We start from the raw sequence: 12364 nt of genomic DNA on the forward strand, positions 1-12364 counted from the left end.
CTCACCCCTCGGCGACCACCCGGACCCCCATCTCCGCCGCCAACACCGCCGCCAGATCGAGCAGTTGCGCCGGACTGATCACCGCCCCCGCCAAGCGGTCGACCCCCCGCGCGATGTCCACCTCGGCCGCCCCCCGAAGGTCCACGTCCGTCAGCGTGGCCGCGCTGAAGTCCACCCTTTTCAGCGCGCAGTCGACGAACTCCACCCGCTCCAGTCGCGCGCCTCCGAAGTCCGGCTCCACCAGCACGCAGCCCTCGAAGACGACGTCCCGGAGCCGGCCCTTGCGCAGGTTCAGATAGTCGATCTTGCCGCCGCGGATCAGTACCCGTTCCAGTACGGCACCGTGCAGTTGGACGCCGCCCAGTCGCGCGTCCACCAGCTCCACATCGCGGAGGGTGACCTCGGCCAGATCGGTGCCGACGCCCCGTATCCCTGTGAGGACGGAGTCCATCACGCGCGCGTGGCGCAGCCGGGTCTCGTCCAGTGCGCACCCTGTCAGCGCGCAGTCCATGAAGCGGGCGCCCGCTCCGTCCTGCCCGGCGAGGTCCGCCTCCCGGAACTCCAGGCCGTCATAGTCCCCGTCGGGCTCCAGCTCGCCGCCTCCGTACGGCACAAGCGGCGGCAGCCGCACCTCGGGACGCCGTGCCCTCTTGACCGCCGTCTTCTCATCCGTCGCCCGCCTCACCATGCGCCCCATCCTGCACCCCACCACTGACAAGCCCCTTGACCTGCACAAACGCCCGCGATGTCACACATCGGGCCCCTCAACGAGTCATACCTACGAGTCACGCACCCGCGCGCACCCACCCACCCACATACGCACGCACGCACCGGACCAGTAGGGAGACCCCCAGCCATGCACCGCATCACCGTCATCGGCGGCGGCTTCGCCGGCCTGACCGCGGCCATCACCGCCGCCGAGGCGGGCGCCAAGGTCACCGTTCACGAGGCCCACCACACCCTCGGCGGCCGCGCCCGCACCGCGGAGGGGCCGTACAAGACGAACGAAGGCCCGCACGCCCTCTACAAGGGCGGCCCCCACTGGACCTGGCTCAAACAGCGCGGCCTGATCGGCGAACTCGCCCCGCTCCCACCTCTGGAAGCTGCCCGACTGCGTCTCCGCCACAAGGGCACCCTCCGCCGCACCCCACCCTTCGCGATGCTCAAGCTTCTCCGCCGTACGGCCCAACAGGCGCCCGTAGACGTCGACTTCAGGACGTGGGCCACCGACATCGCCGGAGAAGAGGGCGCGAACGCAGCCGCGTACTACTCCGCCGTCGCCCTCTTCCACCACGACCCGGGCGCCCTCTCCGCCGCCTTCGTGCAGGAACGGCTGCGGCGCGCCACGAAGCTGCCCCCGGAGGCGCACTACCCGCGCGGCGGCTGGGCCGGCGTCATCGACCGCATGGCTGCCCGCGCCTGGAACCTGGGCGTGCGCATGGAGACCCTCTCCCGCGTCGACAGCCTCGACGAGCACGGCAGGCACGGGCCCGTCATCGTCGCCACCTCCCTCGACGCCGCCCGCCGCCTCCTCCGCGACGAGTCGCTGACCTGGACAAGCGGTCGTACGGCGCTGATCGATCTGGCCGTACGGACCCGCCGGGGCGACGCGTTCGCCGTGTCCGACCTGGACGCGGCGGGCTGGATCGAGCGGTTCACCGCCCAGGACCGTACGCTCGCCCCGGCCGGCGAACAGCTCATCCAGGGGCAGCTCCCGATCGCGCCCCACGAGCCGCGGGCCGTCGGCATCGCCCGCGCCGAGGAACTTCTCGACCTCGCCTTCCCGGGCTGGCGCGAGCGCGTGACCTGGCGCAGCGAGACCATCGCCAACGGACGTACCGGCGCCGTGGACTTCCCCGGCACCAGCTGGCGCGACCGTCCCGCCGTCGACCGCGGCGACGGCGTCTACCTCGCGGGCGACCAGGTCGCGGCGCCCGGCGTGCTCTCCGAGGTGTCCTTCAACAGCGCCCTGACGGCCGTGTCCCTCGCCTTCGACATCCCGCGCAGGGCAGGGCTTGACCTCAAGCAAGCTTGAGGTCCGAGGGTGGAGGGCACGAGCACGACAGCTCACGAACCCGAGGAGCCCTTCATGCACGCCATCCGCCTGCACGCCTTCGGCCCGGCCGAGAACCTCACGTACGAGCCGGTCGAGGACCCTGTACCGGGCCCCGGCCAGGTTCGTATCGCCGTCGCCGCGGCAGGCGTCCACCTGCTCGACACCGCGATCCGCGAGGGAATCCAGGGGCCGCTGCCTGAGCTGCCCGCGCTGCCCGCCATCCCCGGTCGCGAAGTCGCCGGCACCGTCGAATCCCTCGGCGAGGGCGTGGCGGGGCTCTGGCTCGGCAAGCGGGTCGTGGCGCATCTGGGCTTCGCCCCCGGCGGGTACGCCGAACTGGCGGTCGCCGACGCAGACCGCCTCCACGAGGTCCCGGAGAACCTGGACTTCGCACAGGCCGTCGCCATGATCGGCACGGGGCGTACCACGATGGGGATCCTCCAGTTCGCCGAGCTCGGTCCCGCCTCCGTGGCCGTGATCCCGGCCGCCGCGGGCGGTATCGGCACCCTCCTCGTGCAGTACGCCAAGCACGCCGGCGCCACCGTGATCGGCCTCGCCGGCGGCCCGGAGAAGGTGGCCCGCGTCGAGAAGAACGGCGCCGATCTCGCGGTCGACTACAAGGACCCGGAGTGGCCAGACGAGGTCAAGTACTTCCTCTGGGGCCGCAAAGCCACGGTCGTCCTCGACGGCGTAGGAGGCGAGGTGGCCCGTACGGCCGTCGGCTTCCTCGGCCCCGATGGCAAGCACATCGTCTTCGGCTGGTCCGGCGAGGGCCTGCACGACGGCAGCCCGCTCGTCGTCGGGGGCGTGTCCGAGCAGGTCCTCGGCCCGGTGATGATGCAGAAGGCGGGCGGCCCCAACCCCATACGCACCCTTGAACTCCGCGCCCTCACCGCGGCCGCCGCCGGCCGCCTCACCCCGGCCGTCCAGCGCTTTCCTCTCGCCGAGGCGGCAGCCGCCCACCGCGCGCTGGAGAACCGGGGGACGATCGGCAAGGTGGTCCTGGAGCCGTGAAGCAACCGATCCCACTTCGGACTCCGGAGGAGACACCCACGGCCCTCAGAAGCTAACGTCCCGCGCATGAGCAGCACGGAGAGCGTGGGCGGCATGGAGAGCGTGGGCGGCACGGAGCACACGGGCAGCACGGCCGGACACAGCGCCCGCACCGTCATCAACGGCGGCATATCGTTCTGGTACGCACAACAGGGCCTCCCCGCGCCCCGCGAACCCCTCCCCTCGGACGCCGCCGCGGACGTCGTCATCGTCGGCGGCGGCTTCACCGGCCTGTGGACCGCGTACTACCTGAAGAAGGCCGCCCCCTTCCTCCGTATCACCGTCCTTGAACAGAAGTTCTGCGGCTACGGCGCCTCCGGCCGCAACGGCGGCTGGCTCTACAACGGCATCGCAGGACGCGACCGCCACGCGCGCGTGCACGGCCACGAGGCCGCCGTACGCCTCCAGAAGGCGATGAACGAGACGGTGGCGGAGGTTTTCCGGGTCGCCGAGGTGGAGGGCATCGACGCGGACATCCACCAGGGAGGCGTACTCGAAGTCGCCTGCACCCCGGCCCAGTTGGCCCGCCTCAAGGCCTTCCACGAGGCAGAGCTCTCGTTCGGCGAGAAGGACCGTGAGCTGTACGGCGCCCGCGAGACCGCCGAGCGCATTCGCGTCGCCGACGCCGTCGGCTCCACCTGGACGCCGCACGGCGCCCGGCTGAACCCCGTCAAGCTCGTCCAGGGACTCGCGAAGGCGGTCGAAGCGCTCGGGGTCACCATTCACGAGTCGACCCCGGTCACCGAGATCCGGCCGAAGCACGCGGTCACTCCGTACGGCACCGTCCGCGCGCCCTACGTCCTGCGCTGCACCGAGGGCTTCACCGCCTCGTTGAAGGGCCACAGACGCACCTGGCTCCCCATGAACTCGTCGATGGTCGCCACCGAACCGCTCACCGCCGAGCAGTGGGAGTCGGTGGGCTGGGAGGGCCGCGAAACCCTCGGCGACATGGCGCATGCGTACATGTACGCCCAGCGCACCGCCGACGGCCGTACGCAGCCGGCGACCATCGAGGCGCTACGGGCGCTCCTCCTTCGCCTCTTCCCGCAGCTCACCGGCGTCGAGGTGGCCCACGCCTGGTCCGGCGTCCTCGGCGTGCCCCGCGACTGGTGCGCCACCGTCACCCTCGACCGTTCCACCGGCCTCGGCTGGGCCGGCGGCTATGTCGGCTCCGGGGTCGCCACCACCAACCTCGCGGCCCGTACCCTGTGCGACCTGATCCAGCAGGACTCCGGGCAGTCCGGCGCGACCGAGCTGACCGCCCTGCCCTGGGTCGGTCACAAGGTCCGCAAGTGGGAACCCGAGCCACTGCGCTGGATCGGGGTACACGGCATGTACGCGACGTATCGAGCCGCCGATCGCCGTGAACAGGGCACGCAGGCCGCGCAGTCGTCCCGGCTGGCACGTATCGCCGACCGAGTCGCGGGCCGCTGAGGCAGGGGGCACACATGGACACCACCGTCATCGACACCGTCCGCTACACCGCCGACGGCCAGCTCCTCGACATCCACCACGGCGCCGATCCCGACGCGCCCACCGTCCTTCTCTGGCACGGCCGCGGACCCGCCGAACGCGATGTCCTCGGGGCCCTCGCCGCCACCGTCGCCCGCCTCGGCCCCACCGTGATCGTCCCCGACTGGCGGCCCGACGCCCCCGACGGCGGACGGCCTCAACTGGCGGCCTCTCTTCGCTACACCTGGGATTACGTACCGGACCCGGCCCGTGTCGTGCTCGTCGGCTGGTCCCTCGGCGGCCGGGCCGCCATGGCCACCGCCCTCCAGCCCCACCCCCCGGAGGACTGGCGCCCGGCAGCGGTCGTCGGCATCGCCGCCCGCTACAACCAGCCCGAACCCCTCCTCGGCCTCCCCTCCCCCATGGCCGTCTGCGCCACCGCGCCGCCCCTGCCGATCCACCTGGTCCATGGCAGGGCGGACAGGGTCTGCGACTTCAACAACGCTCTCGAGTTCCAGTCGGTGCTCGCCGACTGCGGCCGTCCGGCTCCGCTCACCGAACTCACCACCGACCATGCGGGCGCGGTCATGGCGGAGTACGCCCCGGAACTGGGCCGCTGCCGCCCCGTCCACGGCGGCACTCCGTACGAGGAAGGCCTCCGCACCGCCCGCGTCATCGCGTCGGCAGCGGGGCTGAAGGTGCCCGAGCTCGACAGCCCCGGCAGAAAGGCCCAGTTCAACGGCTGACGGTGACCTGGGCCAACGGCCCATCGTCTGACGGCGTCGTCTGACGGCGTCACTTCGCGGCGATGCCCTCCATGCCGGCTTCCTCGAAGACCGGCAGGTCCTCGGCGGTCGTTACCTTCGTGAGCGCGCCGTTCTTCTCGACACGGAAGCCGTCGACGGTGCCGGAGACCGCGTTCTGGACGTAGACGAACTTCTCGTCCTCGGTCACGGCGAGGTCGATCACGCCCTGCGCATTGGCGGAGGGCGGAGTGGCGATGCCCACGTCGTTGGTCAGGGCGAGTTCGCCGCTCTTGGCCATGCGGTAGCCGCTGACCGTGGAGTTCCCGGTGTTGCCGCCGTAGAAGTAGTTACCGGCACGCACCAGCCAGCACAGCGTCTCCTGACCGTTGGCCAGCGGCTCCTGCAGCACCTTCAGCCTGCCGCTGCGCTGCACCTGGTACGCGGTCACCGTCGACTTCTCCGCCTCCGCGACCAGCATCCGCTTCCCCGACTTGTCGAAGCTGATCGCGAACGGCACACCGCCCGCGGACTTGTTGACGACCGGCTCGTCGGCGGCGGGCACCCCGTTCCGCTTCAACGGGAACACCTCGACCGTGTTGGCGGCCTTGGTGGTGACCACCAGGTTGCGGCCGTCCGGGGTGAACTCGACCTCACCGGGCGAGGTGTCGAAGCGCGGCACATCCTCGTTCTCCAGCCCCAGCGAACGATGCGACCCCTTCAGCGGCTTGAGCCCCTTCCCGGTGATCGTGAAGCCCTGAACGCTGCCCTGACCGCCCGCATTCATCACGTACGCGACCTTCCCGCGCACCGCGATGCTCGCCGGGAACTCCCCGCCCGAATTTACTTGCTTCGGATCCTTCAACTCCGTCCCCTCGACCCGGAACGAGGTCACCGTGCCGCTGCCCGCGTTGACGGCAAGGAGCATCCCCGACGCGTCGTCGTAGACGAGCGATCCCTGCGAGGCGAGCGAATCGGTGGGCGCGTCGACCTGGTCACCGCCTTTGCCGCCGGTCGCGAACTCCCCCGCCGGCGACAACTTGCCGTCATCACCCCGGGCGAACACATGAATCGTGTTCCCGTCCAGCTCGTTGCCCTGCACGAACACGGCCTGATCGGCTCCGGTGGACGTGGTGCGGGCGTACTGCCCCGCATTGGCGACGGACACCGCCGCCGTCACCGCCCCCACCGAGGCGAGCACCCCGGCCCCGATCATGACCCGCCGCGACCTGGACTTCGCCCTGTGCCCGCTCTTGTGCCCACTGCGACGGCCATTCCTGTCGTACGTGCTCACGCCCGGCTCCTCGGTCTCTCGTCCCCCACGTCCGCGCCCTGCGAACAGCACCAGAGTGGCCAGTGGGGGCGATGAGACGGCCCGGAACGGGACCCGCGTCAGGGTCTCGTAAGCGGTGCGCAAGGGTCTCGTAAGAAGTCCCGTAAGAAACAGAAACCCGGCTCAGAGGGCGTCTGAGCCGGGTTCCGGTGGGGCCCCAGCAGGAGCCCGGAGGGCGTCAGCACTTCCAGGTCGCCCAGTACCACTGCCCCTTCAGCGGCGCCCTGCCGCCACAGTGGCGAGCAGCCCGTTGACCACGATCGCCGCCAGTGATTCCGCCGTGGCCGTGTGGCCGTGTGCTGCTCCGGCGAGGGGCCATGAACCCACGAAGAACTCACTTGACACCTGTCAGAATGAAGATAGTCTGACAGGTGTCAGAAAGAACCTTGTGATGCATGGAAGCGACTTGAGCAGCCGCTTTCCCAGAACGGATCCGCGCGGATCGACACCCGAGCACGTCTCCCCCCTCGCCTGGCGGCCGGACCGCCGCACCTGCTCGAAAGTGAGAACCCCATGGACGCGAAGCACACACCCCGTAAGACCCCCGAGCGCGTGGTCGACCTGGATGCGGCACGCCGTCAGCACGGCGCCAAGGCCGACCATGTGGTGGCCCTGCTCACCGCCGGGGATCCGCTCGCCGATGCCGTCATAGCCGAACTGGACCTCTACGGCCCGCAGGCCCGGCGTGCCCTCGACGCGGGCCTCAAGCACGGCCTGACGAGTCTTGGCCAACAGCCCCCCGCGGCCATCGCCGCGCTGCTGGAGCAACTGGAGGCCACCCCTGACCGGGTGGACCCGCTGATGCTCCACAGGGGCGACGTCGTGAGCCTGTCCGTGCCCCCCATGTGGTTCGGGCTCTGCTCGATCACCGGCGCGCTCGCGCACATCTACGCCTCCCCGGCCACCGCACGGCTGCTGGCCGGAACAGGCAGGCCGGCGGACATGGCCGCACGCCGGCTCGCGGAGACCGGGGTGTGGGCGCGCCAGACCATACGGCCGGGAGGGCTGCTGCCCGGACGACCGGGGTACGTGGCCACGGTGGAGGTCCGGCTGGCCCATGCCCGTATGCGGGCCACGACCCTCACGGACTGGGACATGGGCGCCCGGGGCCTGCCGATCGGCCAGCTCGACATGGCCCGCACCTGGCTCGGCTTCACCCTCATCGCTTCCCAGGCCCTGACGGCCGTCGGCATCGACATCGCTCCCGAGGAGGAGCGCCGCCTGTACCAGTACTGGTCGTACGTCGCCCATCTCCTGGGACTCGACGAAAGCCTTCACAAGGACGTGGTCGACCACGCCGGCGCCCGCCGACTGCAGGACCTGCTGGACGCCACGACGGACACCCCCGACGAGAACTCGACGGCACTGACCGCCGCCATGGTCGAGGCACAGGCCCGCGCGATGGCCGGCGCGCCCGGCGCCGTCCTGTCCGAGGAGCAGCTGGGCCACCTCATCGACAACGTGCTACGGCGGGCCTTCGGGGAGGAGTGGGGAGACCGCCTGGGCATCCCCGGCATCCCCGCCGCCACCGATCTCATGCCGCTGATCAGCCAACTCAATCGCCAGGCCCACTACTGGCAGACCTACTCCCCCGCCTCGGCCCACGAAGCTCGCCGCCGGGCGCTGGAGGGACCCGCGCCCGAACTCAAGGCGGCCGTCCTTCCCTGTGACACCTCTTGCCGTCGTGACGCGCGAGCCGTTCGTCCGGGCGCCTGGGCGGCCTGAATCTCCTTCCTTCCGCGACTTCCTTCCGCGGCTTCCTTCCGCGGCTTCCTTCCGCGACGCGCGACCGACGGTGACCGGCTCCGGCAAGGCATGCCCGCCTCCTCCGCGCCGCCTCACATCGCCGAGCAGTGACTGTCGGCGCCCCGGTCACCGACCGCATCACGTGACGAGCTCCAACGACGCAGCCGTCCAACCCCACACCAGCGAACGTTTCACCCCTGTGTCCCACTTCATCTGGAGTTTTCGTCATGTCCAAAACCCCCGCAGACACAGTCGGCACGGCCACCGTGTCCGCCCTCCCGTCCGCCGACACACCACCACGTCACCGCTGGTGGATCCTCGCCGTCATCGGCATGGCCCAGCTCATGGTCGTCCTGGACGCCACGATCGTGAACATTGCCCTGCCCTCCGCGCAGAAGGACTTGGGCTTCTCGGACGGCGACCGGCAGTGGGTCGTCACCGCCTACGCCCTCGCCTTCGGCAGCCTGCTCCTGCTCGGCGGCCGTATAGGCGACCTGTTCGGCCGCAAGATGACCTTCCTGGTCGGCCTGGTCGGCTTCGCCGGCGCTTCCGCCATCGGTGGCGCCGCGACCAGCTTCGAGATGCTCATCGTCGCGCGGGCGGGGCAGGGCGTGTTCGGCGCGCTGCTCGCCCCGGCTGCCCTGGCCCTGCTGACCACGACGTTCACGGACGCCAAGGAACGGGCCAAGGCCTTCGGCGTCTACGGTGCCATCGCCGGCGCCGGCGGCGCCATCGGCCTGCTCCTCGGCGGCCTGCTCACCGAATACGCCGACTGGCGCTGGACCCTCTACGTCAACCTCGTCTTCGCCGTCGTCGCCTTCATCGGCGGTGCCCTCCTGCTCAAGCGCACCATCCGCGACAAGACCGCCACCCTCGACATCCCCGGCGCCGTCCTCGTCGGCGGCGGCCTGTTCAGTCTGGTCTACGGCTTCTCCAACGCCGAGAGCCACGACTGGAGCTCCCCGCAAACCTGGGGCTGGCTGGTCGCCGGAGCCGTGCTGCTCGCCGCCTTCACCTGGTGGCAGACCCGCTCCACCCACCCCCTGCTCCCCCTGCGGGTCCTGCTCGACCGCAACCGCGGCGCCTCCTTCATCTCCGTACTGATCAGCGGCGCCGGTATGTTCGGCGTCTTCCTCTTCCTCACGTACTACCTGCAGCAGAGCCTGGGCTACACCCCCGTCGAGACCGGGCTCGCCTTCCTGCCCATGACCGCCACGCTCATGATTGGCGCCACCCTCGCCACCAGCGCACTGATCCCCCGCCTCGGCCCCAAGCCGGTGGTACCGCTCGGCATGGGCCTGGCCGCCGCCGGCATGGTCTGGCTGACCGGCCTCGACCTCAGCAGCAGCTACACCACCGGCGTCCTGCCGCCGCTGCTGGTGGCGGGCATCGGCCTCGGCCTCGTGATAGCCCCGGCCATGAGCCTGGCCGTCGCCGGCGTGGACGCCGAGCACTCTGGTGTCGCCTCCGCCACCGTCAATGCCATGCAGCAGGTCGGCGGCTCGATCGGCACGGCCCTGCTCAACACCCTCGCCACCAGCGCCGCCACCGACTACCTCGCCGGCAAGGACCCCAGGGACCCTGCCGTCCAGGCCCAGGCCGGCCTGGAGGCCTACTCCACCGCCTACTGGTGGTCGGCCGTCTTCTTCGCCGTCGGCCTGGTCATCAGCGTGATCCTCTACCGACGCGGTGTACCCGCCACCGACCCCGACGCGGCGCCCGTCGTTCACATGTGACCCGCAACAACTGGCTCGGCCATGCCAGCCGGGTACATGGAGCACTTGGTGCCACCGGCACTGTCGATGCTGCTGTTCAGTAGATGTCGGCGCCACCGGTGAGGACTGGGGCAGCCGAGGCCCCGGCTGTGTGACGCGTCATGCCCCGAGAATGCGAAAGGCCAGGTCGATGAGTGTCTGACCTGGCCCTTTCGGAGCCCCCTGTCGGAGTCGAACCGACGACCTCGAGATTACAAGTCACGCGCTCTAGCCATCTGAGCTAAGGGGGCACCACGCACTACAACGCCGTACGCGAAGGCGGCTCCACTGTACACAGAGCCCGTTTCCCCAAGCCACGAAGTTCCGCGCTCCACGCGCAAAGTCGGCGGCACCAACCAGTACGGGCACGACCGCAGCGACCCCGTGGGCCGGTGCCGCGCCCCGGGGTCAGTCCCCGACCCCGGTCAGGCGGATTCGAGGATCGGGCGGATCTCGATCGTCTCCGGGGTGGGCAGCCCTTTGGCCAGTTCGACGGCTTCCTCGCGGTCGGCGACCTCGAGCACGAACCAGCCGCCGAGGGTCTCCTCGCCCGCCTGCGCGGGCCCTTCGGTCACCTGTGGCGAACCGTCGGACGCCTTGCGCACGGTCACCGGGGCGATGTGCTCGGTCTCGAGGGCTTCGCCGCCGGCCAGCTTGCCGGCCGCCGCGACCTGGCCGATCCAGGTCTCGTACGCCTTGCGGTAGGCGTCCCGGTCGGCCTGGATGCTGCGGCGCGACTCCTCGGTCTCAAAGATCACCAGGGCGTACTTCACGGGTATTCCTCTCCGGTCCGGTCTCCGCGCGGGAGACCGCGGTCCTCGGGTTTCGGGTCAGCGGTTGCTGGCGGCGATGCGTTCGATGTCGGCCGGCGTTCCGGCCATGATGGTGCGGGCGTGTTCGGTGACCAGGTCGGCGGGCCAGTCCCACCACGCGGCGCGCAGCAGTCGCTCGATGTCGGCGTCGTCGAAGCGCTGCCGGATCGGCCTGGCCGGGTTGCCGCCGACGATCGTGTAGGGCGGAACGTCGGCGGTGACCACGGCGCCGGCCGCGATGATCGCGCCGTCGCCGATCCGCACGCCGGGCATGACGGTCACCTGGTAGCCGAACCAGACGTCGTTGCCGACGACCGTGTCGCCGCGGCTGGGCATGGCGGTGACGATGTCCAGGGTCTGCTCGGCCCACCGGCCGCCGAACATGGTGAACGGGTATGTGGACACCCCCATCGCCGCTGCTCGCACCGGCCATCAGGAATGTGGTTCCCGAGGCGATCGCGCAGTACTTGCCGATGATGAGACGCTCTGGCCCGTAGGCGTAGAGGACGTTGCGGTGCTCGAAGTCCGTGGCGCCGTTCGGATCGTCGTAGTAGGTGTACTCACCCACGGCGATGCCCGGTGAGGTGACCAGCGGTTTTGAGGAACACCACGCGGTCGTGGGCGGGCAGCGGGTGAACGGTGGTCGGATCAGGTGACAAGGTCGAGGTCCTTTGCCGGGTTGCGGGATGTCGCACACGGTCCGGGCCGGGCATTGCCGGGGCATGGCCCGAATCAGCCTGACGCGGTGGGCTGTCAGGCGTTCTCGGGGCCGGACGGGGTGACCCACTCGACGAACTGGACGATCACGCCGTTGGGGTCGGTGACCTGGAAGAGGCGTTCGCCCCAGGGCTCCTCGCGCAGCGGCATGGTGATCTCGACGCCCTCGGCGCGCAGCCGCTTCTCCTCGTGCTCGATGCCGGTGGTGGTGAAGGCGAGGATCAGGCCGGAGGCGTGCTGGTCACGCTGGTCTGCCGGCAACACTTCGGTGCCACGTGCGAGCAGGACGATGTCCATCGCGGCGTCGTCGCGCGACAGGGAGGCGAATCCATCGGCGGCGGCCTTCTCGACGTAGCCGAGGTGGGTGGTGAAGAACCGCTGGGACGCCGCGACGTCGTCGACGGTGAGCGAGACGGTGGACGCGGTGATCTGCAAGGTGCTTCTCCTCATTGGTTTCCGGGAGGCGTACGTACGGGCGGGTGGCGGGTGAGTGCTGGTCAGTAGCCGGAGCGGCGCGGCAGATTGCGGGCCTTCGGGGGGACCCGCCGGGCGGGTGCGGGGTGAGCGCGGGCGGGAGGCCGCTTGCCGCGGGGTGGAGCCGGGGCGCGGTTGTCACGCTCGGTCAGCATCGAGCCGATCTTGACGGGCGCGATCCGAAGGGCGACAGGGCGGGGTTCGAGCATGGGCACATCCATTCT

Annotated in this window: 11 protein-coding genes, 1 tRNA gene and 1 pseudogene; 6 read left to right on the plus strand and 7 right to left on the minus strand. The window is 70.4% G+C overall.

The genetic code is table 11. The features are described 5' to 3' along the window. Position 1 precedes the first annotated feature (1 nt). A complete protein-coding gene (locus ACGFNK_RS07140) occupies positions 2-688 on the minus strand; it encodes a pentapeptide repeat-containing protein (protein ID WP_393412760.1) in 687 nt (228 codons plus the stop codon). A gap of 168 nt (positions 689-856) precedes the next feature. On the opposite strand from ACGFNK_RS07140, the gene ACGFNK_RS07145 reads away from it, so the two are divergent. The 4 genes from ACGFNK_RS07145 to ACGFNK_RS07160 all read left to right on the plus strand — a co-directional run bounded on the left by ACGFNK_RS07145 (position 857) and on the right by ACGFNK_RS07160 (position 5307). Next, positions 857-2035, plus strand: coding sequence for an NAD(P)-binding protein (locus ACGFNK_RS07145; protein ID WP_393412762.1), 1179 nt, complete (start codon positions 857-859; stop codon positions 2033-2035). Between the two features lie 54 nt (positions 2036-2089). Then, positions 2090-3070, plus strand: coding sequence for a zinc-binding dehydrogenase (locus ACGFNK_RS07150; protein ID WP_393412764.1), 981 nt, complete (start codon positions 2090-2092; stop codon positions 3068-3070). Between the two features lie 93 nt (positions 3071-3163). Beyond that, entirely contained in the window at positions 3164-4543 is a 1380-nt protein-coding gene (locus tag ACGFNK_RS07155; protein WP_393413277.1) for an NAD(P)/FAD-dependent oxidoreductase, read from the plus strand. Between the two features lie 14 nt (positions 4544-4557). Next, complete coding sequence (locus ACGFNK_RS07160; protein WP_393412766.1) at positions 4558-5307, plus strand: alpha/beta hydrolase; 750 nt, start codon at positions 4558-4560, stop codon at positions 5305-5307. 49 nt (positions 5308-5356) lie between these two features. Here the strand turns inward: ACGFNK_RS07160 and ACGFNK_RS07165 are convergent, their stop codons facing one another. Beyond that, a complete protein-coding gene (locus ACGFNK_RS07165; RefSeq protein WP_393412768.1) occupies positions 5357-6598 on the minus strand; it encodes a lactonase family protein in 1242 nt (413 codons plus the stop codon). Positions 6599-7150: 552 nt separating this feature from the next. On the opposite strand from ACGFNK_RS07165, the gene ACGFNK_RS07170 reads away from it, so the two are divergent. Beyond that, positions 7151-8362, plus strand: coding sequence for an oxygenase MpaB family protein (locus tag ACGFNK_RS07170; protein WP_393412770.1), 1212 nt, complete (start codon positions 7151-7153; stop codon positions 8360-8362). 248 nt (positions 8363-8610) lie between these two features. Further along, positions 8611-10119, plus strand: coding sequence for an MFS transporter (locus ACGFNK_RS07175; RefSeq protein WP_393412772.1), 1509 nt, complete (start codon positions 8611-8613; stop codon positions 10117-10119). 195 nt (positions 10120-10314) lie between these two features. On the opposite strand, the gene ACGFNK_RS07180 is transcribed toward ACGFNK_RS07175, so the two are convergent. From ACGFNK_RS07180 to ACGFNK_RS07200, 5 genes and pseudogenes are all read right to left on the minus strand, one after another. Continuing rightward, positions 10315-10388, minus strand: a tRNA-Thr gene (locus ACGFNK_RS07180). Positions 10389-10562: 174 nt separating this feature from the next. Further along, positions 10563-10910, minus strand: coding sequence for a YciI family protein (locus ACGFNK_RS07185; RefSeq protein ID WP_393412774.1), 348 nt, complete (start codon positions 10908-10910; stop codon positions 10563-10565). Positions 10911-10967: 57 nt separating this feature from the next. After that, positions 10968-11662: pseudogene (locus tag ACGFNK_RS07190) on the minus strand (CatB-related O-acetyltransferase). Positions 11663-11702: 40 nt separating this feature from the next. Continuing rightward, the gene (locus ACGFNK_RS07195; RefSeq protein WP_393412776.1) at positions 11703-12101 is read right to left on the minus strand and encodes a VOC family protein; all 399 of its coding nucleotides are present in this window, start codon (positions 12099-12101) and stop codon (positions 11703-11705) included. A gap of 62 nt (positions 12102-12163) precedes the next feature. Continuing rightward, entirely contained in the window at positions 12164-12349 is a 186-nt protein-coding gene (locus tag ACGFNK_RS07200) for a hypothetical protein (protein WP_393412778.1), read from the minus strand. Positions 12350-12364: the final 15 nt, after the last annotated feature.

It is taken from the genome of Streptomyces sp. NPDC048825, from assembly GCF_043198355.1.
Taxonomy (GTDB): Bacteria; Actinomycetota; Actinomycetes; order Streptomycetales; family Streptomycetaceae; genus Streptomyces; species Streptomyces xiangluensis.

Coding starts and splice junctions, on each gene's coding strand:
- ACGFNK_RS07140 (WP_393412760.1), bottom strand. CDS start 688: ATGGTGAGGCGGGCGACGGATGAGAAGACGGCGGTCAAGAGGGCACGG.
- ACGFNK_RS07145 (WP_393412762.1), top strand. CDS start 857: ATGCACCGCATCACCGTCATCGGCGGCGGCTTCGCCGGCCTGACCGCG.
- ACGFNK_RS07150 (WP_393412764.1), top strand. CDS start 2,090: ATGCACGCCATCCGCCTGCACGCCTTCGGCCCGGCCGAGAACCTCACG.
- ACGFNK_RS07155 (WP_393413277.1), top strand. CDS start 3,164: ATGGAGAGCGTGGGCGGCACGGAGCACACGGGCAGCACGGCCGGACAC.
- ACGFNK_RS07160 (WP_393412766.1), top strand. CDS start 4,558: ATGGACACCACCGTCATCGACACCGTCCGCTACACCGCCGACGGCCAG.
- ACGFNK_RS07170 (WP_393412770.1), top strand. CDS start 7,151: ATGGACGCGAAGCACACACCCCGTAAGACCCCCGAGCGCGTGGTCGAC.
- ACGFNK_RS07175 (WP_393412772.1), top strand. CDS start 8,611: ATGTCCAAAACCCCCGCAGACACAGTCGGCACGGCCACCGTGTCCGCC.
- ACGFNK_RS07200 (WP_393412778.1), bottom strand. CDS start 12,349: ATGCTCGAACCCCGCCCTGTCGCCCTTCGGATCGCGCCCGTCAAGATC.